General features: G+C 72.7%; 21 protein-coding genes. 7 read left to right on the top strand and 14 right to left on the bottom strand.

The window, feature by feature from the left end; all coding sequences use genetic code 11:
* Positions 1–48 precede the first annotated feature (48 nt).
* Positions 49–735, bottom strand: coding sequence for a lysoplasmalogenase (locus OG534_RS28305; RefSeq protein WP_442807161.1), 687 nt, complete (start codon positions 733–735; stop codon positions 49–51).
* The gene (locus OG534_RS28300; protein ID WP_326591715.1) at positions 732–1832 is read right to left on the bottom strand and encodes a sterol desaturase family protein; all 1101 of its coding nucleotides are present in this window, start codon (positions 1830–1832) and stop codon (positions 732–734) included. Before OG534_RS28300 ends, OG534_RS28305 begins: the two co-directional genes overlap by 4 nt.
* Positions 1833–1924: 92 nt before the next feature.
* Between OG534_RS28300 and OG534_RS28295 the strand changes: the two genes are divergently transcribed.
* A complete protein-coding gene (locus OG534_RS28295) occupies positions 1925–4990 on the top strand; it encodes an NACHT domain-containing protein (protein WP_326591714.1) in 3066 nt (1021 codons plus the stop codon).
* Between the two features lie 24 nt (positions 4991–5014).
* Here the strand turns inward: OG534_RS28295 and OG534_RS28290 are convergent, their stop codons facing one another.
* The 4 genes from OG534_RS28290 to OG534_RS28275 are packed head-to-tail and all read right to left on the bottom strand — an operon-like array spanning position 5015 to position 9259.
* Complete coding sequence (locus tag OG534_RS28290) at positions 5015–6238, bottom strand: amidohydrolase family protein (protein WP_326591713.1); 1224 nt, start codon at positions 6236–6238, stop codon at positions 5015–5017.
* Entirely contained in the window at positions 6235–7542 is a 1308-nt protein-coding gene (locus OG534_RS28285) for an amidohydrolase family protein (RefSeq protein WP_326593907.1), read from the bottom strand. Before OG534_RS28285 ends, OG534_RS28290 begins: the two co-directional genes overlap by 4 nt.
* A gap of 21 nt (positions 7543–7563) precedes the next feature.
* On the bottom strand, positions 7564–8448 hold the full coding sequence (locus OG534_RS28280) for an SDR family NAD(P)-dependent oxidoreductase (RefSeq protein WP_326591712.1): 885 nt from the start codon (positions 8446–8448) through the stop codon (positions 7564–7566).
* A gap of 1 nt (position 8449) precedes the next feature.
* Positions 8450–9259: an acetoacetate decarboxylase family protein gene (locus tag OG534_RS28275; protein ID WP_326591711.1), complete on the bottom strand. Its 810-nt coding sequence runs from the start codon at positions 9257–9259 to the stop codon at positions 8450–8452.
* Between the two features lie 125 nt (positions 9260–9384).
* Here OG534_RS28275 and OG534_RS28270 point away from each other — a divergent pair, with 125 nt between their 5' ends.
* From OG534_RS28270 to OG534_RS28245, 6 genes are all read left to right on the top strand, one after another.
* The gene (locus OG534_RS28270) at positions 9385–10032 is read left to right on the top strand and encodes a TetR/AcrR family transcriptional regulator (RefSeq protein WP_326591710.1); all 648 of its coding nucleotides are present in this window, start codon (positions 9385–9387) and stop codon (positions 10030–10032) included.
* Positions 10033–10184: 152 nt separating this feature from the next.
* On the top strand, positions 10185–12773 hold the full coding sequence (locus tag OG534_RS28265) for an MXAN_6230/SCO0854 family RING domain-containing protein (protein WP_326591709.1): 2589 nt from the start codon (positions 10185–10187) through the stop codon (positions 12771–12773).
* 53 nt (positions 12774–12826) lie between these two features.
* Positions 12827–13804, top strand: a complete 978-nt coding sequence (locus OG534_RS28260; RefSeq protein WP_326591707.1) for a DEDDh family exonuclease — start codon at positions 12827–12829, stop codon at positions 13802–13804.
* A gap of 96 nt (positions 13805–13900) precedes the next feature.
* A complete protein-coding gene (locus OG534_RS28255; RefSeq protein WP_326591706.1) occupies positions 13901–14134 on the top strand; it encodes a hypothetical protein in 234 nt (77 codons plus the stop codon).
* Between the two features lie 126 nt (positions 14135–14260).
* Complete coding sequence (locus tag OG534_RS28250) at positions 14261–15052, top strand: SURF1 family cytochrome oxidase biogenesis protein (protein ID WP_326591705.1); 792 nt, start codon at positions 14261–14263, stop codon at positions 15050–15052.
* Between the two features lie 9 nt (positions 15053–15061).
* On the top strand, positions 15062–15817 hold the full coding sequence (locus tag OG534_RS28245; protein ID WP_326591704.1) for an SDR family oxidoreductase: 756 nt from the start codon (positions 15062–15064) through the stop codon (positions 15815–15817).
* A 17-nt stretch (positions 15818–15834) separates the two neighbouring features.
* Here OG534_RS28245 and amaP read toward each other — a convergent pair whose 3' ends face one another.
* The 8 genes from amaP to OG534_RS28205 all read right to left on the bottom strand — a co-directional run bounded on the left by amaP (position 15835) and on the right by OG534_RS28205 (position 21397).
* Positions 15835–16392, bottom strand: a complete 558-nt coding sequence (gene amaP, locus OG534_RS28240; protein WP_326591702.1) for an alkaline shock response membrane anchor protein AmaP — start codon at positions 16390–16392, stop codon at positions 15835–15837.
* Positions 16393–16397: 5 nt separating this feature from the next.
* Positions 16398–16982, bottom strand: a complete 585-nt coding sequence (locus OG534_RS28235) for a DUF6286 domain-containing protein (protein ID WP_326591700.1) — start codon at positions 16980–16982, stop codon at positions 16398–16400.
* Positions 16979–17392: a hypothetical protein gene (locus tag OG534_RS28230; protein WP_326591699.1), complete on the bottom strand. Its 414-nt coding sequence runs from the start codon at positions 17390–17392 to the stop codon at positions 16979–16981. Before OG534_RS28230 ends, OG534_RS28235 begins: the two co-directional genes overlap by 4 nt.
* Positions 17393–17399: 7 nt before the next feature.
* The gene (locus OG534_RS28225; RefSeq protein WP_326591698.1) at positions 17400–17585 is read right to left on the bottom strand and encodes a hypothetical protein; all 186 of its coding nucleotides are present in this window, start codon (positions 17583–17585) and stop codon (positions 17400–17402) included.
* 16 nt (positions 17586–17601) lie between these two features.
* A complete protein-coding gene (locus tag OG534_RS28220) occupies positions 17602–18036 on the bottom strand; it encodes an Asp23/Gls24 family envelope stress response protein (RefSeq protein ID WP_326591697.1) in 435 nt (144 codons plus the stop codon).
* A gap of 208 nt (positions 18037–18244) precedes the next feature.
* Positions 18245–19024, bottom strand: coding sequence for an enoyl-CoA hydratase/isomerase family protein (locus OG534_RS28215; RefSeq protein ID WP_326591696.1), 780 nt, complete (start codon positions 19022–19024; stop codon positions 18245–18247).
* A 157-nt stretch (positions 19025–19181) separates the two neighbouring features.
* Entirely contained in the window at positions 19182–19403 is a 222-nt protein-coding gene (locus tag OG534_RS28210) for a helix-turn-helix domain-containing protein (protein ID WP_030010789.1), read from the bottom strand.
* A 395-nt stretch (positions 19404–19798) separates the two neighbouring features.
* Positions 19799–21397, bottom strand: coding sequence for an ABC-F family ATP-binding cassette domain-containing protein (locus tag OG534_RS28205; protein ID WP_326591693.1), 1599 nt, complete (start codon positions 21395–21397; stop codon positions 19799–19801).
* Between the last annotated feature and the right edge of the window lie 80 nt (positions 21398–21477).

The following is a 21477-nucleotide window of genomic DNA, read 5'->3' as shown; positions in this document are numbered from 1 at the left end:
AGTCCTCCGGATCGGGGTCGTTCAGTCTTGTATGACTGAGGAACCGTCCTACCGTACGCCTGCTTCCCGGGAGGTCACACCGGTGGCCAGGAGGTACTGGGCGGCCACGTAGGTGGCCATGATCCAGAAGTCCGGGCGGGGCAGCTGGGGCCAGTCGGCGACGCCGCTCGCGATGAGGGTGTCGGAGAGCAGGAACAGCGCCCCGCCGATGCCGGCCCGCAGGCCGAGGGCGCTGGAGCGGAACGCCATGGCGGTGAGCAGCAGGCTGTAGCCGGCGACGGGGATCCGCAGGTCGGGCGGCAGGTCGGCCCACAGCAGGGCGACCGTCCCGAGGAGGGCGAGCGTGTACGCGCCCCCGAGCAGCGGGTTCGCGGCCCGCTTGCCGAACAGGACGAGGTAGCAGACGTGGCCGACGGCGAAGGAGCCCATGCCGATGAGGAAGGCGGGCTCGGCGTCGAAGAGCAGCGCGAGGTCGCCGCCCCAGCCGAACAGCAGCGCGGCGACCAGCAGGCGGGGCGCGCCGCGGGTGATCACGTAGACGACGAGCAGCGGCATCAGCAGCGGCTTGGCGAGGACGTGCCCGAGGTGCCAGTCGGCCAGCAGGGACCCGAGGTCGACGGCGGTGGCCGCGGCGAAGGCCACGAGGGCGGCCCGGCCGAGGCGCAGCCGCGCGCCCGGCGCGCGGTCGGCGGCCCAGGAGGGGGCGGGGCGGCCCGGGGACTCGGCGGTGCTCACGCGGTGGTCTCCTGAACGGCCGTGTCGACGGCGGGGGCCGGGGCCTGCGCGGCCGGAGCCTGTGCGGCCGGCGTGGCGGGTGCCGGGGCCTGCACGGCGGCGTCGGCAGCGGTGCCGGTGGCCGGAGCGGGTACGGATGCGGGCGCGGGCACGGATGCCGGCGCAGGCACGGATGCCGGCGCAGACGCGGATGCCGGCGCAGACGCGGATGCCGGCGCAGACGCGGATGCCGGCGCAGACGCGGATGCCGGCGCAGACGCGGATGCCGGCGCGGGCTGCCAGCCGGGGCCGCGGAAAACGTGTCCCGCCCGCTGGCTCCAGCTCCCGGCGGCGCGTACGTCCCGCGCGATGGCGGCGTACTCGTGGGTGGCCACGCGCAGCGGGTTGTGCGTGGCGATGTTCTTCGTGAGGCCGTAGACCGGCTTGTCGGTCTCCCCGACCCAGGATCCGAACATCCGGTCCCAGAGGATCAGGATGCCGCCGTAGTTGCGGTCCAGGTAGCCGCCCTGGGAGGCGTGGTGGACGCGGTGGTGGGAGGGGGTGTTGAAGACGTACTCGTAGGCCCGGGGCAGCTTGCCGATGCGCTCGGTGTGGACCCAGAACTGGTAGAGGAGGTTGATGCCGTAGCAGAACGGGATCACCGCCGGGTGCACCCCGAGGGCCACCATCGGCAGGTAGAACCACCACGTGGTCGCGCTGGTCCAGGGCTGGCGCAGGGCGGTGGTGAGGTTGAAGCGCCGGCTGCTGTGGTGGACGACGTGGCAGGCCCACAGGATGCGGATGACGTGGTGGCCGCGGTGCTGCCAGTAGTAGAGGAAGTCCTGGGCGAGCAGCATCAGCGGGACGGTCCACCACAGGAACGGCACGCGCAGCGGGGTGAGTTCGTAGACGGCGGTGAAGACCGCGACCACCGGGATCTTCCAGAGGAGGTCGAAGCCGATGCTGCCGAGCCCCATGGTGATGCTGGTGACGGCGTCCTTGGTGTCGTATCCGGCGGCGTCCTCGTCGGGATGCAACCGGTAGCTCACCACTTCGATGACGGTGAGCAGCACGAAGGCGGGTATGGACCACAGCACGACATCGGGCAGGTTCGGCATGTCCGCACCATAGAGGCGGCTCAGCGGGTGCGCTAGGGGTTGTTACCGATCGGTATCCATCGAGGTTACCGACGGTTCGGGGAGGGTGGGGAATGACGGGTTTCGAGACGGTTCTCTTACGGGTGGCGGGTACGGCGGCGGGGGCGCTGGTGAAGTCGCTGCTGGCCCGGGCCCCGGGAGCGGGGCTGACGCCGGATCCGGCCCGCCCGGTGCCGCGCTGGCGCGGGCCGTCCGCGGAACTGGGCGAGGCGGAGATCCGCCGCCTGGCGGACACCCTGGCGGCCCGCCTCGGCAACGCCACAGCCCGCCTCCCGGAGCACGAGCGCCTGGCGGCCCTGGCCGCGGTCGGCGACGCCTTCGCCGCGCTCGGCCCGCTGGACGCGGACGCCCTGTTCGCGGCGGACCTGGAGCCGTCGGCCCTGGCGGCGGCCGTGCCTGCGCCCCCGGCCGGCCTGGGCGCCGCGGCCGAGGCGCTGTACGGGCGGCTGGTGCGGCTGTGCTGCGCGCACGCGGTGGAGTACGTGACCACCCTGCCGGGCTTCGGGGCCCGGGCGGACGTCGAACTGGTGCGGCGCACCGGGGAGCTGACCCGGGCGGTCGACCGGCTTCAGGAGGGCGGGGACGGGGCGGCGTACGCCTTCGAGGAGCGCTACGCCCGCTACGTGGCCGACACCCACGGCCGCCTCCAGCTCTACGGCCTCACCCTCAGCCGCTCCCGCCAGGAATGGCCGCTGGACGTGGCCTACATCAGCCTGGCGGTGAGCGCTGAGCCGCAGCTGATGCCGGGCGAGCCGGGGATGCACCAGACCTCGCTCCGGGCGGAGCAGGCGCTCGGCACGTCCGACCGGGTCCTGCTGCGCGGCCCGGCGGGATCGGGGAAGTCGACCCTTGTCCAGTGGCTGGCCCTGAATTCGGCCCGGCAGGCCGATGGCCCGTGGAGCACGTCCGTCCCCTTCGTACTGCGGCTGCGGGCGTTCACCTCGGCCGACGGCCTGCCCCTGCCGGAGGACTTCCTGCGCGCGTCGGGTGTACCTCTGACGGCTCCACCGGGCTGGACCGAGAAACTCATGGCCTCGGGTCGGGCGTTGGTCCTGGTGGACGGCGTGGACGAGGTCCCGCAGCGGCTGCGCGCCCGCACGGAGGCGTGGCTGCGCTCGCTGATCTCGGCGTTCCCGGCGGCGCGGTACGTGGTGACGACCCGCCCGTCGGCGGTACCGGAGGACTGGCTCGCGGGCCTCGGCTTCACCTCCCACTCGCTGATGCCGATGGAGCAGACGGACATCCGGGCCTTCGTCGCGCACTGGCACGCGGCGGCACGGGCGCAGGGCCAGGAGGTGGATGCGTACGAGGCCTCGCTGCTCGAAGCGGTCGCCTCCCGGCGGGACCTGGCCCGGCTGGCCACCAACCCGCTGATGTGCGCGCTGCTCTGCGCGCTGAACCAGGACCGGCGGATGCAGCTGCCCCGCGCCCGCAAGGAGCTGTACGACGCGGCCCTGGACATGCTGCTGGTCCGCCGGGACACGGAACGGGAGATCAGCGGGGTCGAGGGGGTCTACCTCACCCGCGACGAACAGATCGCGCTGCTCCAGCGGCTGGCGTACTGGCTGATCCGCAACGGCCAGGTGGAGGCGGGCCGCGACGAGTCCGTCGAGATGGTCGGCGAGTGGCTGGACTCGATGCCGCAGGTGCGGGCTCAGGGCGGCGCGGAACAGGTCTTCGCCCACCTGCTGATCCGCAGCGGCCTGCTCCTGGAACCGGCGCCGGGCTCGGTGATCTTCGTCCACCGCACCTTCCAGGACTACTTGGGGGCCAAGGCGGCCGTGGAGTCCCGTGACTTCGGGGTCCTGGTGAGAAACGCCCACGACGACACCTGGGACGACGTGGTCCGCATGGCCGTGGGCCACGCCCGCCCGGACGAACGCACCCGCCTGCTGCGAGGACTGCTCCGCCGAGCCGACAAGGTCAAGGGCTCCCGCAACCGGCTGGTCCTCCTGGCGGCGGCCTGCCTGGAACACGCCTCCGAACTGGATCCGGAGGTCTCGTCGGCCGTGCTGGCCCGAACCGCGGAGCTGCTGCCACCGCGCGGTCCTGAACAGGCCGAGCAACTGGCCGGGGCGGGCGAACTGGTCCTGGACCTGCTTCCCTTCCCGGAGGACGGGATGAGCGACCTGGCCGCAGCCGGCACCATCCGCACGGCGGCCCTGGTCGGCGGGGAGCGCGCGCTGACGGTGATCCGCCGCTTCCGTGCGGAGACCGGGCCGAAGGCCGCGTACGAACTCGACGACGCGTGGGCCCGCTTCGAGGCCCACGCCTACGCGGAGGGCGTGCTCGGCGGGGCCGACCTCGGCTACGGCGTGCTGACGGTGAGGACGGTCGAGCAGCTCGCCTGCCTCGGAGCGCTCCAGCAGTTCGAACGGCTGCGCCTGGTCGGATTCCCGGAGATCCCCGTGGAGATCTCGGGGCGGCGCGGCCTGCGCGTCCTCCACGTGGTGGACTCCCCTGACCTGACCGACATCGGGCCGCTGGCGGCGCTGCCGCGGCTGGAGAGCCTCAGCCTGCACGGCTGCCCGGCCCTGGCCGATCTCACCCCGCTGACGGACCTGGAACTGGAGCACCTGTTCACCCTGGGCAGCCCTCGGCTCCAGCTGCACGTCCTGGAGCGGCTGACCGGCCTGCTCTCCCTCGGTCTCGGCTCGACCGGCGGCCACCGGTCCGTCGGGGAGCTGCCGGGGCTGCCGAGGCTGACCAAGCTGTGGCTGTTCGAGGGAACCGAGAGCATGTCCCTGGAAGGCCTGGAGCGCTGGCCGGAACTCGCTTCTCTGAGCATCGCCGGAGACGATCAGAGCCGTGATCTGTGGGCCGCGCAGAATCCCCCCGACCTCACCTACTTGCAGATGATCCACTGCCATGAGCTGACCCCCGGGAACCTCCTGCGGTTTCCCCGGCTCAACCATCTGTGGCTCGCCGACTGCCGGCTCGTCTCCGCGCCCGCCGCGCTGCGGGACCTGTCCGAACTGGCCACCCTCACCCTCAGCTCCTGCGGCACGGTGGATCTCAGCGGGCTCGCCGGCCTGCCGGGGCTGACCGTCCAGGTGTACCGGGGCACCGAGGTGCTCGGTGCCCACCTGTTCCCGCCGGAGCGGATCCGGATCCTGTGACCCGGACCGCCCCGGAGGGACACGTCACCAGACCCGGACCGAGCCCCCGCGGGCGAAGGCCGGGCTGGTGGCCTCGGGGGGGATCTCGGTCAGGGGCTCCGCGATCTCCGACACCAGCGGGCCGTGCTTCGCCGCGAGCGCGTCCAGCAGCCCCGGGTCGAAGCCGTAGACGCGGGCCGCGTTGCCGCCGACCATCGCGGCGACCTCCTCCCGCGGGAGGCCCGCGTAGGCGATGCGGAGGCCTTCGCGGGAGAACGGGGTGGTGCCCTCGTCGTGGGGGTAGTCGCTGCCCCACATGATCTTGTCGAGGCCGATCCGGTCGCGCAGCGGGACCTCGTGGGGGCGCATGAAGCTGGCTCCCACGAAGCAGTTGTCCCGCCACACCTCGCTCGGGCCCCGGCCCATGGAGTCCGCGAGGCCCGCCCCGAACTTGGACTCGGCCGTGGACGATGCCGCGACCAGGCGGCCGTGGTAGTAGTCCAGCATCTCCAGCACGCCGGGGATCCATCCCGAACCCTGCTCGGTGAGGACCAGTTTGAGGCCCGGGTGGCGGCGGAAGGCGCCGCCGAAGACGAGGTGCCACAGGGCGCGGTGCGAGAACCAGGTGGTCTCCACCATGAAGACCGCGCGGGCGGCGGGTTCGTCCCCCAGCGGGGGCGAGGCCGAGCCGCCGTGGTGGTTGACCGGGACGTCCAGCTCGTCGCACACCGCCCAGATCGGGTCGTACGCCGCCGAGTAGAGCTCCGGGACGGTGGAGCCGGGCGGGACGCCGGGCAGCAGGATGCCGCCCGTGAGGCCCGCCTCCTTCGTGCGGCGGATCTCCTTCACCGCCGCTTCCACGTCGTTGAGGAGGATCTGCACCACGCCCGCCCGCCGGCCCGGCGCGTCCGCGCAGAAGTCCGCCAGCCAGCGGTTGTGGGCCTGGAGCCCGGCCCAGCGCATCGTGTACTCCGCGGCCGTCGGCGGCTGGGCCATGAGGGAGGCCTTGGGGAAGAACGGCGGGATGGTGTTGGGGAAGACGACCTCGGCGACGATCCCGTCCGCCTCCAGTTCCGCCAGGCGCCGCGCCGAGTTCCAGTTGCGGTCGGCCGTGTCCGCGAGGAGGTCCTCGTACGGGTTCACGTACGTGGCGGCCCAGGCGTCGAAGTCGTCGTGGTACCGCTTCTCCAGGTACGGCTTGTAGTCCAGCAGGTCGGCGCCCGCGTGGCAGTCCGCCGAGATGACCGTGTAGCGCTCCGCGGCCGTCACGGGTTCACCCCCAGCACCGGGAAGTCGTGCTCCGTCAGCCAGTGGCGGCCCACCTCCCGCGAGCGGGCCCAGGAGGCCTCCACCGCCGCCTGGTCCGGGGACTGGCCCAGGTCGGCCGGGGTGGGGCCGATCCGGCGGGCGATCGGGGCGAGCTTCGCGGTGTCGAAGCCGAAGACCTCGGCCGCCGCCAGCCCCAGCATCCGGCGGGTCTCGGCGACCGGGATGTCGTGGAAGGTCTTCCTCAGCCAGTTCCGGGTGTCCGGCCAGGTGCCCTCGGGGTGCGGGAAGTCCGAGCCCCACAGGATGTTGTCCACGCCGATCTCGTAGCGCTGCGCCAGCTCCCGGCGCTTGGTGTTGGTCGCGCAGATGAAGACCTGGCGGTCCAGGTACTCGCTCGGCGGCCGCTTCAGCTCCTCGAACGGCGAGAGCTTCTTGCCGCCGTGCGCGCCGAGGTAGAGCCGGTCCATGAACCACAGCTGGTTCGGCAGCCACCAGCAGCCCGACTCTGCGACGCCGAACTTCAGGCCCGGGTGGCGCTCGAAGACCCCCGACCAGAGCAGGAACCACAGCGGGCGGGCCGGCCACCAGGTGACCTCGGAGACGAAGATGCCCAGGTGGTCGCCGTACTCGTGGCGCGGTGAGGAGCCGGAGTGGGTGACGATCGGCATCTGCGTCTCGGCCGCCGCCGCCCAGACCGGGTCGTAGCGGCGGTCGTGGTAGGGCGCCTTGTCCACCCACATCGCGGGGATCATCAGCGCGCCCAGCCCGGACTCCTTGGCCCGGTGGATCTCCGCGACGACCTTGTCCGGCTCGCCGGTGATGGGGAGGAGGGCGACCCCGCAGTGCCGCTCGGGGGTCCCGGAGACGAACTCCGCCAGCCAGCGGTTGTGCGCCTGCGCGCCCGCCATGCCGAGCTCGGGGTCCTGGTCTCCGGAGAGGCCGAGGCCCACGCCGAAGGGGGCCGCGGTCTGGCTGTCGACGGCGTCCGCGTCGGGGAAGACGACCTCGGCGGCCACGCCGTCGCCGTCGAGTTCCTTGAGCCGCTGCCCCGTGTCCCAGCCGCCCTTGAGGCCTTCCTCGTGGTCGTGGAACCACTTCTCGGCGAAGGCCTCGTTGCGGACCCCGAGGCGGGTGGCCTCGGCGCGGCGGGCGTCGCGCTCGCCGAGGAAGTCGTCGAACCGGGGGTGGAAGCGGGAGTCCAGGTAGGGCCGGTACTGCTCCGTGGGCAGGCCCGCATGGCAGTCGGAGGAGATGATCAGGTACGGGTCTTCGATCGGTGTGCCACTCACGATGTCATTCACCATGTCGCTCACGACGAACGCCCCTCAGTCGAGGATGAAGCTTTCCAGGTAGGCGGGGTTGGACCGGTCGAGCATCGACTGCGACCGGGCGCGGATCTGCCGGTCGCTGTGCTCGCTGTCCGGGAGCATCCAGAAGCGGTCGGAGCGGATGCCGTCGACGACGTGCCCGGCGACCTCCTCGACGGGCGTGAAGTTCACCTCGTGGCCGGCCTGCCTCATCGCCGCCTCGTACTGGTCGAGGCTGCGGTACGGGGACTTGCGCGGCCGCTCCTTCGCGTACCGCTCGGGCCGGTTGCGGTGCGACTCCCACAGCCCGGTGCGCAGCATGTGCGGTCCGGGGAAGAGGACGGAGGCCCCGACGGCGGCGCCCTCCGCCTTGAGGTGGGCGTAGAGCGACTCGGTCATGGTGACCACGGCCGCCTTGGTGACGGCGTACACGGAGGCGGTGGGGAGGGGGGCGATGCCGCCGTCGCCGGAGGAGGTGTTGACGACGTGGCCGGGCGCGCCGCCCGCGATCATGCGGGGGACGAAGGCCTGGATGCCGTGGAAGACGCCCCACACGTTGACGGAGAAGGCCCACTTCCAGTCGTTGGGCTCGTGCTCCCACATGCGGCCCTCGGCGCCCGAGCCGACGCCCGCGTTGTTGCAGAGCACGTGGACGGCGCCGAAGGTCTCGTACGCGGCGTCGGCGAGGGAGAGCACGGAGTCGCGGTCGCTGACGTCGACGGTGCGGGCGAGGACATCGGCCCCGTCCGCGGTCAGTTCCTCGGAGGCCTTGCGCAGGGCGCCCTCCTCCACGTCGGCGAGGACCACCTTCAGTCCCTCGGCGGCGAAGCGGCGGGCCATGGCGAGGCCGATGCCGCTGGCGGCTCCGGTGACGACGGCCACCTGTCCCGGTTCGAGTCGCACGTCAGACCCTCCCCTCGGTGCTTCCCGACGGGGGCGCGTCGAGGATCTGCATCGGGTCGTCGTAGCGCTGGTGGATGTACGGGAGCAGGGCCTGTGCGCTGACCCGTTCGACGACCCGGCCCTTCTGGTCGGTCGTCTTCTCGCCGATGGTGATCTCCACGATCCGGCGGACGGGGAGGTCGGCGATCGGGTCGAACATCGACTCGCGCAGGACGACGTCCCCGGTGATGTGCTCCAGCTTGCGGACCTTCTCGTTGCGCGTGCAGTGCACGAGCACCGGGTCCACGTCGAAGCCCGAACCGTCCACGGCGGGCAGGAACTTGAAATAGAAGTCGATCTTCCGGGTGGGCTCGGGCAGCGGCAGCGCGCGGTCCACCGCACCGCGCACCTCGACGAAGGCGATCCCGTGCCGGGCGAGGGAGGCCCGGATGACGAGGCCGTCGCGCTCGACGGTGACCTCGCCGAGCTTCTTCGGTTCGCCGAACACCTCGCGGCCGCCGACCAGGGCGCGCTCGTGGGTCATGGGCATGACGAGCGGGTACCAGCCCTCGACCCCGCCGTGCCGGGCGGCGACGGCCACCGAGCCGGCGCCGAGCGGGTAGCCCGACAGGTCGACCTTGCTGATGTTGGCCCGTACGAGGGGCCGCTCGGCGGGCTTGAGCGGTGGCGGCAGGACCGCCGCCACCACGTCGGGGTCGCTCTCCCAGACGGCCACCACGCCGGTGGACCAGATGTCGGGGAGCTTGGAACTCTTCTCGCGCGACGCCGCGATCTCGGCCTCGGTCCGCGCTCCGTACCGTACTCGTGCCATGTCTCGCACCATCCCTCGGCTCGGGGGGAGTCGGTTCTGTAACACAGTTACACCGCCACCGATGAAGGGTAAAGACCCCTGCACGCACCAGAACTGACGCTCCGACAGATGGGTGGGCCGGTTCCATGGCCAGAAACGCGCTGACCCGCGACGAGGTACTGGACGCCGCCGCGTCCCTGGTCAAGCAGCACGGCCCGGCCGCCCTCACCATGCGGGGGCTCGCCGCCGAGCTGGGCACCGCGGTGACGTCCATCTACTGGCACGTCGGCAACCGCGAATCACTGCTCGACGCCCTCGTGCAGCGCACCGTGGAGGAGATGGGTGCGATCAGGCCCGCCGGCCGCACCCCCGCCGACCGGATCCTGTCGGTGGCCCGGATCCTGCGCCGCGAGCTGCGGACCCGCCCGCACCTGATCGCGATGGTTCACGAACGCGGGCTCACCGAGCGGATGTTCCTGCCCGCCCAGCAGGCGCTGGTGCACGAGGTGCACGCCGCGGGACTGCGCGGCGCCCGCGCGGCCGACGCGGTGCGCGCCGTGCAGTTCCAGATCGTCGGCTTCCTGCTCGTCGAGCGCAATCGCGAGCGCTCCCCCGCGCAGTCCCCGGGCGAGAGCGAGCTCTGGGACCCGGCCGCGGCCTCCCACGACCCGGCGCTGGCCCGCGCCCTGGCCCGCCCGGCGGATCCGGAGCGGCTGTTCCTGCTGTCCGTACGGGCCCTGGTGCACGCCCTGCTCGCGCCGGACCCTGCGGTCGGCGGGGCCCCGCCGCGATAAATCGCTTGGCGCGCTCCCGCACCCGTGGTTGTATCTGCGGCGCGGGGGCGGCTCCGCGACGTGCTTCCTTCTCACCTTCCTCCGAAAACCGTAGCGCGTCCCCTCTCCGCCCCCGCCCACTCTCCCTTTCCGGTTCCGGAGGACTCCCCCCTTTGCCCGAGCTGTCGACCGTCCTGTTGCGCCGTCTGCACACCGTCTACGTCGACCAGGCCGGGCCCCGCCCGGGCGACCCGTCGACGACCGAGGGCCTGACGGCCCTGGAGGCCGAACTGCTCGACCGGGGCTACGCCCTGACGGGCCCGTTGCGTTCGGCGTTCGCCTGGCTGGGACCCACCGGACTCGCCGCCGCCGGCACACAGTTGATCGGGGACATCGACATCCTGCTGGGCGCGGACCGCACCCACATGCCGCTGTTCCGCTCGTTCCCGGCCTCGGTGCCCGACGACACCCACGCACTGTGGATCGACCGGGTCCTGACCCTGCTCCTGCAGTGGCCGGACCAGCCGTGCGTGCTGTGCGCGACCGTCGGCAGCGTCCGGCCCGTCGCGCCGTGCGCCCACCTGGTCTGCCGGACCTGCTGGGACGGCGCCGACTACACCGGCTGCCCGATCTGCAACCGCCGCGTCGACGCCGACGACCCGTTCATCCGGCCGTCCCCGCACCCGGGGGAGGTACCCTCCGGGGGCGGTCCGCTGCGGCTGCTGGCCTTCGGCACCGACCGCGCGGCCGACTCCGTCACCGCCCTCGGCAAGCTCCTCGCCCGCCGTACCCCGCTCTCGCCACAGGACACCGAGGAGGCCCGGGTGCTCCTCGCCCACGCGCCGGCCGGCCTGGACTGGCTCCCGGACGCGATACCGGTGCGCGAGACCAAGGCCCTGGTGCTGGGCACCCTGCTGCGCGAGCGCCGCACGCGGGAGACCGTACGGGCCCTGCTGCCCGAGCGGCTGACCACCGCCACCGACGTGCTGCGACTGCTCGCCGTGTGGTCCGGCGGAGAGGCCGACCTCCTGCGCCCCCCGCGCGTACGCTCCCTGCCGCGCCCGCTGCGGCGCGACCTGCTGGCCGTCCTGGACGGGCTCGATCCCGCGCTGCTCGTCGAGGACGTACTGCGCCACGAGGACCTGTGGAAGCGGGCCGCCGAGATCCTGCACCCCTTCGAGCAGTACGCCCGCCACCCGCGCGCCGCGCTCGCCTTCGCCGTGCTGCGCGGCACCGACACCACCGGCACCGCCCTCGGCGCCGCGCTGCTCGCCACCGCGGCCGCGTACCCGCACGCGGTACGGATCGACGGCTCGCGCGTCCGGGCGGCCACCTGGCTGGCACGCGCAGAGGAGGCCCTGCGCGGCGGGGATCCGGACCGGGCCCTGGCCGTACTGGCCGAACGCCCCGGTGAACTCGTCCGGCGCCTGGACCACCTGCTGCGGCTGTACGCGGCCGACACCCTGGCGCCGCAGGTCGCCGAGGTACTGGCGCAGCGGCTGCCGAAGGCCGGGCCGGGGCCCGTGCTGTCCGCGCTCGGACGGCTGCGGATCCGCCATCTGCCCGGTGGCCGGCGGGTGTTCTTCCCTCGCGGAGAGGTCGCGCACTCCTTCACCGTGGCGGACGACCGGGCCCCGCTGGCCGAGGCGGTGACCCGTTCGGTGTGCGAGCTGTTCGAGGCCGAGGTGCTGCGCCGGCTCGCCACGGCCGACCCGTACGACCTGGCGGTCCTCGACTCCCGCCTCGCCCACCTCCACGTCCCTTCCGCCGAGCGGGCGGCGGCCAAGGCGCTGGTCACCGTCCCCAAGGGCAGCTTCCAGGCGCTGCCGGACGGCGAGGTGCTGCGTATGTTCCTGCACTGGATGGAGCCGCCGCGCAAGCGCGTGGACCTGGACCTGTCGGTGGTGCTGTTCGACGCCGACTGGAACTACGCGGGCCTGTGCGACTACACGAAACTCGTTCACGGCAAGCGGGCCGTCGTCCACTCCGGCGACCTGGTATCGGCGCCGGCGCCCCACGGGGCGAGCGAGTACGTGGACATCGACCTGGACGTATTGGCCGACTCCGGTGTGCGCTTCGCCATGCCGGTCGTCTTCAGCTTCAACAACATCCCCTTCGAGCTGCTGCCCGACGCCTTCGCCGGGTTCATGGCCCTGCCCACCCGCTCCGGCCGCTGCGCCCGCTATGACCCGCGGACCGTGCGACAGCGCTACGACCTGGTCGGCAACTCCCGGATCCATGTGCCGCTCCTCGTCGACCTGGAGCGGCGCGGGTTCCTGTGGACCGACGTCCACCTGCCGGACGACGAGGGCTACCACAGTGTGTGGGCGCACCAGGAGGACCTGGCCCGGATCGGCCGCGACCTGTTCCAGTACTTCTCGACCGGCCGCACCACCCTGTGGGAGCTGGCCGGCTGGCACGCGGCCGCGCGCTGCCGCGAGGTGGCCGTGCTGCGCCGCACGCCCCGGCCGAGCGACCCCGACGAGCTGTGGACCTACCGCCGGGGCTCCGGCGAGGACACCGCGGCCTTCGCCGCCCGGCTGGTCGGCCTGCGCGATCCGGACGGCGTGCTGGCCTCCACGGAGGTCGACGCCCTCGCGGGCACCGCCGCTTCGGGACGGTCGGTGTTCCTCGCGCTGGTGGACGGCGAGGTCGCGCCCGCCGGCGCGAGCGGCTCCGTATACCGGCTGCTGCCGGGTCCGGTTGACGGCTGCGGCCTCGAACAGCTCGCGGCGGGCGACCTGGTCGCCGCCCTGGGCTGACGGCCGGGAAGCGCCGACGCGGCCACGGGTGTCAGTCGGGGCCGATATCCTCTGTGACCATGCTCGACGACCGTACGACCGCAGAGACGATGTGGCCGACCGCGTACCCACAGGGGTACGCGGTCGTCGACGTGGAGACCACCGGGCTCGCTCGCGACGACCGGATAGTCTCCGCCGCCGTCTACCGGCTCGACGCTCAGGGCAATGTGGAGGACCACTGGTACACCCTGGTCAACCCGGAGCGGGACCCGGGACCGGTGTGGATCCACGGGCTGACGACCGCCATGCTCTCCGGCGCCCCGCTCTTCAAGGACATCGCCGGGGAGTTCGCCGGCCGGCTCGCGGACCGGGTGCTGGTCGCGCACAACGCCATCTTCGACTGGCAGATGATCGCCCGGGAGTACGCGCGGGCCGCCGAGACCGCGCCGGTCCGTCAGCGGCTGTGCACCATCGCCCTGTCGAAGGAGCTGAACCTTCCGCTGCCCAACCACAAGCTGGAGTCGCTCGCCGCGCACTTCGGCGTGGTCCAGCAGCGCGCCCACCACGCGCTCGACGACGCCCGGGTGCTGGCGGAGGCGTTCCGCCCCTCGCTGCACGCGGCCGCACGGGACGGCGTACGGCTGCCCCTGCTGGAATGCCGGCCGCTGACCGAGTGGTCGGACTCCGCCGCCACCCCGCGGGTCGGCTACCAGTCCTCCTACCGGGGCGGCGGCTGGCGGCCCTCGCGCAAGCGGCCGGCCTGCCCGCACCCGAACCCGGGGCGCTACGAGGACGGCAAGCCGCTGCAGCAGGGCATGCGGATCGCCTTCTCCGGTGACACCTCGGTCGAGCGGGAGCTGTTGGAGGACCGGGCGGTCGAGGCGGGCCTGCACATCGCGACGAGTGTGTCGCGGCTCACCAGCCTCCTCGTGACGAACGACCCCGACTCGGCGACCTCCAAGACGGTCAAGGCGAAGTCCTTCGGCACGCCCGTCGTCGACGAGGCGGCCTTCACGCAGCTGCTGAGGGACGTGGCCCCGGCGGAGTCCTGAGCCCGCGGAAGCCTCGTTGCGCCGCTCGGGTGCAGGCGCGGCGACTCACCCGGCTGGATCTTGTTCCGGCCCTTCCCCGTGCGCAGCATTCGGCGCATGGCACGTTGTGAGGTCTGCGGAAACGATTACGGCATGTCCTTCGAGGTGCACGCGCAGGGCGCCGTGCACGTCTTCGACTGCTTCTCCTGCGCCATCCACCGCATGGCGCCCGTCTGCGAGCACTGCCGGGTCTCGATCATCGGGCAGGGCGTCGAGGTCGAGGGCCAGTGGTACTGCGGGGCGCACTGCGCCCGCGCGGAGGGGAAGGTGGGCATCGTCGACCGCGTCTGACTCCCCCGCACCCCGCGGGCGTTCCCGGCCCGCGTTCCCCCGGGGCGTCCGCCCCGTCCTCCTGTCACGACCCCGGACGGCCACCCGGCCGCCGGGGTCCTCCGCGCTGGGGGTAACGTCGTGGGCGTGTACCGCTTTGTGCTGACCCGGCAGTGGGTGTGCCTCACCCTCATGGCCCTCGTCCTCATCCCCGTGATGATCAAGCTCGGGTTCTGGCAGTACCACCGCCATGAGCACCGGGTCGCGCAGAACCAGCTGATCGAGGCGAACCTGCGGGCCGAGCCGGTCGCCATGACCGAGGTCACCTCCCCCGGCCACCGGGTGCCCCGCGCGGACTTCTGGCGTGCGGTCACCGCGACCGGCACGTACGACACCGCGCACGAGGTTGTCGTACGGCTGCGGACCAACAACGACGACAAGGTCGGCTTCCACGTCGTGACCCCGCTCGTCCTCGCCGACGGCCGGGTGGTGCTGGTCAACCGCGGCTGGGTGCCGGGCGGCGACGACCCCCGCGCCTACCCGCCGGTGCCGGCCGCACCCGCGGGCGAGGTCACTGTCACCGGCCGGCTGAAGGCCGACGAGACGAGCGGCGGCAGCGGCATCAAGAACCGCAAGGGCCTGCCGGACCGCCAGGTGATGCTGATCAACAGCGTGCAGCAGGCGGAGTACCTGGGCCGGCCGGTCCTCGGCGGATACCTGGAGCTCGACGACCCGGCCGCGGCCGCCGGCGGCCCCGAGACCGTCGCCGATCCCGACCACGACTCGATCGGCGCGCACATGGCGTACGCCGTCCAGTGGTGGCTGTTCGCCTCCGCGGTGCCGGTGGGCTGGCTGGTCCTCGTACGTCGGGAGAAGCGCGACCGCGAGGAGGCGGCGGCGCAGGCGGAAGCCGCCGAACAGGAGCACGCGACGGCGTAGCGTGTCGGCATGGATCTTGGACTGAAAGACCGTGTCTACATCGTCACCGGGGCCACGCGCGGCCTCGGCTTCGCCTCCGCCCGGGAACTGACCGCCGACGGCGCGAAGGTCCTCCTGACGGGCCGGGACGAGAAGCGGGCGGCCGACGCCGCCGCCTCGCTCGGACCGAACGCCACGGGTGTGGCGGCCGACAACGCCGACCCGGCGGCGGCCGGCCGGCTCGTCGCCGGCGCGCGCGAGCGCTTCGGCCGCCTCGACGGCATCCTCATCAGCGTCGGCGGACCGGCTCCGGGCTCCGCGGCCGACAACACCGACGAGCAGTGGTCGGCGGCCTTCGAGTCGGTCTTCCTGGGCGCGGTCCGCCTCGCGCGGGCGGCGGCCGCCGAGCTGGGCGAGGGCGGGGTCATCGGCTTCGTCCTGTCGGGCTCGGTCCACGAGCCGATCCCCGGCCTGACCATCTCCAACGGCCTGCGCCCGGGACTGGCGGGCTTCGCGAAGTCCCTGTCGGTGGAGCTCGGCCCGCGCGGGATCCGGGTCGTCGGCCTGCTTCCGGCGCGCATCGACACCGACCGCGTGCGCGAGCTCGACGCGCTGTCCGGTGACGCGGAGGCGGCGCGCGCGGGCAACGAGTCCCGCATCCCGCTGCGGCGGTACGGCGCCCCGGAGGAGTTCGGCCGCACGGCGGCGTTCCTGCTCTCCCCGGCGGCCTCCTACCTGACGGGCGTCATGCTCCCGGTCGACGGCGGCTACCGGCACGGTTTCTGACCGGCCGTTGCCGGGGGCTACGTCACGCGCTGGGCGCGGTGGGACGTCACCTTGAGGCGGGCCTCCGTCGGCAGTTCCGGGAGGCCCGCCGAGGTCCGGGCGTGGGTGAGGACCTGGCCCGCCACGGCGGCCAGGGCGTCGGCGGGGACCGCGTGGGGTTCCAGTTCCAGGGCGACCCGCAGGGCGGGCGCCCCGCGTCGCCGGCGCAGGGTGGCCCTGCAGCCCGCGACCCCCTCCACGGCGCCGGTCTCCGCGGCCACCGCCTCCTCCAGCGCGCGCCCCCGCAGCAGGGCGTACGCCCCGTCGCCGGTGTCCACGACCACCGCCGCCAGCCGCGGACGCCTCACCTGGGACAGCAGCCACCACAGCGCCAGCACGACGCACAGCCCGAGCCCGGAGAGCACCGCCCACCACCACCAGTCCTCGGCGTGCCAGTACCGGCGCCGGGCCTCCTCGGCCAACAGCGGTGCGTGCCGGCCGTTCAGCGGCCACGAGGCCGTCAGCAGCACGACCCCGGCCGCCAGCAGGACCGCTCCCACCAGCGCCAGCAGCGTCCGGTTCACCGCCCCGAGCATCCCGCTCACCTCCTGACCCGCACCCGCGGCTGCGGCGGGTGCACGAGGCCCAGTTCCTCGATGCCGACGGCGAGGACCGCGTCCAGGTCGGCCCGTACGTCGTCCAGTTCGCGGAAGTGCGAGGTGGCCCTCACCCTGATGCGGGAACGGCCCACCCTGACCCGGACCGAGCGCACCCCGGACACCTCCATGGCCCGGTCCCGCAGGATCTGCGCGGCGTCCTTGCGCCCGATCCCGGCCCGTACGCCCGCGCCCGGGTCCGGGCTCCGCATCGTCAGGATCCCGCGCAGCCCCGGGGCGAGCGCCAGCAGCAGGAGCACCGCCCCGGCCAGGGCCAGGGCCCCGCCGGTCAGCTGCACCGCCAGGTCCGCGGGGGTCCGCGTCTCCAGCTGGTGGACGAGTTCGCGGCGCCAGCGCATGCCGGGCCGGTCGGTCAGCACGGCGGCCAGGTCGTACAGGAACAGCACCGCCACGCCCAGCAGGACCAGGGCGGTGAGCGCGGCGGGGATGCGCCGGGCGGAGCGGAACCGGGCGGCGCTGGTGCGGTCGGCCCTGGTGGGGCCGGCCTTGGTGGGGGCGGGGGCCGTCACCGCAGCCGCCGGTCCCGCCCGGCGTGCGTCCGGGTGTGGGCGGAGTGCAGGTGCTCGATGTCGACGTCCACCTCGGGTACGGACATCGACGCGCACTCCTCGATGCGCAGGGCGACCTGGCGTCGTACGGCCGCGCACTGGGCGGCGAGGTCGGAGGGGTAGTCGAGCTCCAGGCTCACCCGGACCCGTGCGATGTCGTGGTGCACGGTGACGGTCGCGTGCGGGGGCGCGCCCGAGGTCGTGGCGAGCGCCTCCCGGGCGGCCTGGGCGGCGATCTTGGCGACGACCCGGTCGGCGATGCGGGTGGCCCCGCGGTCCGCGGCGGCCACCCGGGGCGCGACGGCCCGGGGCGGCGGGGGGACCCCGGGCGGGGTCGCCGGTGGCGGGGTGGCCGGTGGCGGGGTGTTCATCGGCGCCTCACCCGCGCCGGTCGTCGCGGCGGCGGAACAGGTCCCCGGCTTCCAGGTCCCCGTCGAGGAAGCGCCCGGCGACGAACCCGATCGTGCCGAGGGCCGCCACCAGGAGGAAGGCTCCGAACCCGCCGAAGTAACCGGCGAACGCCAGGGCCATGCCGGCGAAGAGGCCGGCGATCGCCATGCTCATTGCGGGCTCCTCTCGGCTACTGGAGACGGGACTCCGGCTCCTCGTCGGGCTCGTCGGGCAGCTTGACGTCGCCGACGGCGATGTTGACCTCGACGACCTCCAGGCCGGTCATCCGCTCCACCGCCGAGATGACGTTCTCACGGACCGCACGGGCCACGTCGCGGATCGACACGCCGTAGTCGACGACGATCTCCAGGTCGAGGGCCGTCTGTACCTCGCCGACCTCGGCCTTGACCCCGCGGCTGACACCGGCCTTGCCGCCGCCGGGCACCCGGTCGCGGACGGCCCCGAACGTACGGGAGAGCCCGCTGCCGCTGCCCATGGCGTGGACGCCGACCACCTCGCGGGCGGCCAGTCCGGCGATCTTCTCGACCACCCCGTCGGCGATGGTGGTGCGCCCCCGCTCGGCGGGCTCCCTGGCGGAGCCGCCGCCTGCGCTGGATTCGGTCATGGCGTGTCCCTTCCCTGCGTGCGGACTCACTCGACACCACGGTAAGCGCGGAAGGGCGGCCACGCGTGAGGACTACGCCGGTCGGCACAAATCCACCCCTCAGGCGTTTGAGGAGCGGAGGTCCGGGGGCCGGCCCCCGCAGCGGCGCCGCCGCCGGGCTCGGACAGTTCGCCCGACGGAGCCCCGGCGACGGCGGCGCGGCCGCGGGTCAGTCCGAGAGGCCCGCCAGGTCCCGCAGGCGGCGGGCCTGGGCGGCGCGCTCGGCGGTGCGCTGGTCGTCGTACGGACGGGACGGCGCGGCGCGCAGCAGCGCCTTGGTCTCGATCACGGCGTCGCGCGGCGGAGCCAGCAGGGCGCTGGTGAGGTCCTGCACGGCGGCGTCGAGCTCGTCCGCCGCGACCACCAGGTTCGCGAGGCCGACCCGCTCCGCCTCCTCGGCATGCACGAAGCGGCCCGTCGCGCAGATCTCGAGCGCGCGGGCGTAACCGACCAGGGAGGTCAGGGGCTGGGTACCGGCCAGGTCGGGGACCAGGCCCAGGCTGGTCTCGCGCATGGCGAACTGCACGTCGTCCGCGACCACGCGCAGGTCGCACGCGAGCGCGAGCTGGAAGCCGGCGCCGATCGCGTGCCCCTGCACGGCGGCGACGGAGATGATGTCGTTGCGCCTCCACCAGGTGAATGCCTCCTGGTACTCGGCGATCGTGGAGTCGAGCAGTTCGTCCGAACCGCGTGCCAGATCGAGGAAGGACGGCTCGCCCTCGAAACCTTCGGGGGTGAACGCCTGCCGGTCGAGCCCTGCGGAGAAGGACTTGCCCTCACCGCGCAGCACGACGACCCGAACGGTGCCCGGCAACAACCTCCCGGCCTCGGCCAAAGCCCGCCAGAGCGCGGGGGATTGGGCATTTCGCTTGGCCGGATTGGTCAGTGTCACCGTGGCGACCGTGTCGTCGACGGTGAGTCGTACGCCGTCCTTGTCGAGCAGAGCCATCCGTATGCCTCCGGTGTGCAGTCGGCCGCAAGCTCGGCCTAAGTGACTGCACAGTAACCACCCAGTCGACCAAAGGGCCGACCGGGGGTCACCGAAGGAAACGTCGGATCATGTGAGCCTTGGAGCCGTTGACGCGTTGGAACCGATGGGACCGGGGTCAGGCCGTAGCCGCCTTCTTGCCACGTGTCGCGCCTCCGCGGCCACGCAGTGAAACCCCGGACTCACTGAGCATCCGGTGGACGAATCCATAGGACCGGCCGGTCTCTTCGGCCAGCGCCCGGATACTCGCACCGGAGTCGTACTTCTTCTTCAGGTCTGCCGCGAGCTTGTCGCGCGCGGCGCCGGTTACCCGGCTGCCCTTCTTCAGAGTCTCGGCCACCCGTGCCTCCTCATGGGAAGTGCGCTCTGGACTTCTCATGATCACCCCTCCCACGCTTCCTGGCCACCCATTCAGCAAGGTCGGTACGGCGGCATTTCTCGAGCAGTGGACGGCCGAGCAGAACGGAATCTTCTCTTCCGCCGCATGACTTCCGTCACACTCCACCGCTCGCGCCGGGAATCGCCAGGTCAGAGGCCGGACGGTGGAAAACGAAAGGCCCCGGCCGCGCACCTTCACTGGTGCGGCCGGGGCCCTCGAACGACGTGCAACGGTACGAGACCGTCTCACTCAGATGATGGATCACCCCTGAGCCGAATGATCCATAAGGAATTGGATCAGGGCCGCGGCGCAGCCGCAGGGCGGCCGGAGCGGGGACCGGCCGGGCCCCGCCGGGGTCAGGCGAGGGCGACCAGGTCCCGGTAGTCCGGTCCCCACAGGTCCTCGACACCGTCCGGGAGCAGGATGATCCGCTCCGGCTCCAGCGCCTCGACGGCGCCCTCGTCGTGCGTGACGAGGATGACCGCGCCCTTGTACGTGCGCAGCGCGCCCAGGATCTCCTCGCGGCTGGCCGGGTCGAGGTTGTTCGTGGGCTCGTCGAGGAGCAGCACGTTGGCCGAGGAGACGACCAGCGTGGCGAGGGCGAGACGGGTCTTCTCGCCACCGGAGAGCACCCCGGCGGGCTTGTCCACGTCGTCGCCGGAGAAGAGGAAGGAGCCGAGCGTCTTGCGGACGGCGACCAGGTCCAGGTCGGGCGCGGAGGAGCGCATGTTCTCCAGGACCGTGCGCTCCGGGTCCAGGGTCTCGTGCTCCTGGGCGTAGTAGCCGAGCTTGAGGCCGTGTCCCGGGGTGACCTGGCCGGTGTCGGGCTTCTCCGTGCCCGACAGCAGGCGCAGCAGGGTGGTCTTGCCGGCGCCGTTGAGGCCGAGGATGACGACGCGGGAGCCCTTGTCGATGGCCAGGTCGACGTCGGTGAAGATCTCCAGCGAGCCGTACGACTTGGAGAGGCCCTCGGCGGTCAGCGGGGTCTTGCCGCAGGGCGCCGGGTCGGGGAAGCGCAGCTTGGCGACCTTGTCGGAGATGCGGACGGCGTCCAGGCCCGCGAGCAGCCGGTCGGCACGCTTGGCCATGTTCTGCGCGGCGACGGTCTTGGTCGCCTTGGCACGCATCTTGTCGGCCTGCGAGTTCAGGGCCGCGGCCTTCTTCTCCGCGTTCTGGCGCTCGCGCTTGCGGCGCTTCTCGTCGGCCTCGCGCTGCTGCTGGTAAAGCTTCCAGCCCATGTTGTAGACGTCGATCTGGGCGCGGTTGGCGTCCAGGTAGAAGACCTTGTTGACGACGGTCTCGACCAGGTCGACATCGTGGGAGATCACGATGAAGCCGCCGCGGTAGTTCTTCAGGTAGTCGCGCAGCCAGACGATGGAGTCGGCGTCGAGGTGGTTCGTCGGCTCGTCGAGGAGCAGGGTGTCGGCGTCCGAGAAGAGGATCCGGGCCAGCTCGACGCGGCGGCGCTGGCCGCCGGAGAGGGTGTGCAGCGGCTGGCCGAGCACCCGGTCGGGCAGGCCGAGGGCGGCGGAGATGGTCGCGGCCTCGGACTCGGCGGCGTACCCGCCCTTGGTGAGGAACTCGGTCTCCTGGCGCTCGTACTGGCGCAGCGCCTTCTCCCGGGTGCCGCCGCTGCCGTTGGCGATGCGCTCCTCGTTCATGCGCATCTTCTTGATCAGGACGTCGAGGCCGCGGGCGGACAGGATCCGGTCGCTGGCGAGGACCTCGAGGTCGCCGGTCCGCGGGTCCTGCGGGAGGTAGCCGACCTCGCCCGAGCGGGCGATGGAGCCGGCGGCGGGCTGGCCCTCGCCCGCGAGGCACTTGGTGAGGGTGGTCTTGCCCGCTCCGTTGCGGCCGACCAGGCCGATGCGGTCGCCCTTGGCGACACGGAAGGAGGCGGACTCGATGAGGATGCGGGCGCCGGCGCGCAGCTCGATGCCGGTGGCGGTGATCACGGAAATACTCCAGGGCGGGTCGGGACGGCGGAAGAGGGGGCAGGACGCGAAGCTTCGACGCCGCTAATCCGCGAGGAGAT

The organism is Streptomyces sp. NBC_01294 (genome assembly GCF_035917235.1).
GTDB classification, from domain to species: Bacteria; Actinomycetota; Actinomycetes; order Streptomycetales; family Streptomycetaceae; genus Streptomyces; species Streptomyces caledonius.
The sequence above is the reverse complement of the archived record's forward strand: the minus strand, read 5'-3'. Positions and strand labels throughout refer to the sequence as shown.

Coding starts and splice junctions, on each gene's coding strand:
- OG534_RS28300 (WP_326591715.1), bottom strand. CDS start 1,832: ATGCCGAACCTGCCCGATGTCGTGCTGTGGTCCATACCCGCCTTCGTG.
- OG534_RS28295 (WP_326591714.1), top strand. CDS start 1,925: ATGACGGGTTTCGAGACGGTTCTCTTACGGGTGGCGGGTACGGCGGCG.
- OG534_RS28285 (WP_326593907.1), bottom strand. CDS start 7,542: ATGGTGAATGACATCGTGAGTGGCACACCGATCGAAGACCCGTACCTG.
- OG534_RS28275 (WP_326591711.1), bottom strand. CDS start 9,259: ATGGCACGAGTACGGTACGGAGCGCGGACCGAGGCCGAGATCGCGGCG.
- OG534_RS28270 (WP_326591710.1), top strand. CDS start 9,385: ATGGCCAGAAACGCGCTGACCCGCGACGAGGTACTGGACGCCGCCGCG.
- OG534_RS28255 (WP_326591706.1), top strand. CDS start 13,901: ATGGCACGTTGTGAGGTCTGCGGAAACGATTACGGCATGTCCTTCGAG.
- OG534_RS28245 (WP_326591704.1), top strand. CDS start 15,062: ATGGATCTTGGACTGAAAGACCGTGTCTACATCGTCACCGGGGCCACG.
- amaP (WP_326591702.1), bottom strand. CDS start 16,392: ATGCTCGGGGCGGTGAACCGGACGCTGCTGGCGCTGGTGGGAGCGGTC.
- OG534_RS28230 (WP_326591699.1), bottom strand. CDS start 17,392: ATGAACACCCCGCCACCGGCCACCCCGCCACCGGCGACCCCGCCCGGG.
- OG534_RS28225 (WP_326591698.1), bottom strand. CDS start 17,585: ATGAGCATGGCGATCGCCGGCCTCTTCGCCGGCATGGCCCTGGCGTTC.
- OG534_RS28220 (WP_326591697.1), bottom strand. CDS start 18,036: ATGACCGAATCCAGCGCAGGCGGCGGCTCCGCCAGGGAGCCCGCCGAG.
- OG534_RS28215 (WP_326591696.1), bottom strand. CDS start 19,024: ATGGCTCTGCTCGACAAGGACGGCGTACGACTCACCGTCGACGACACG.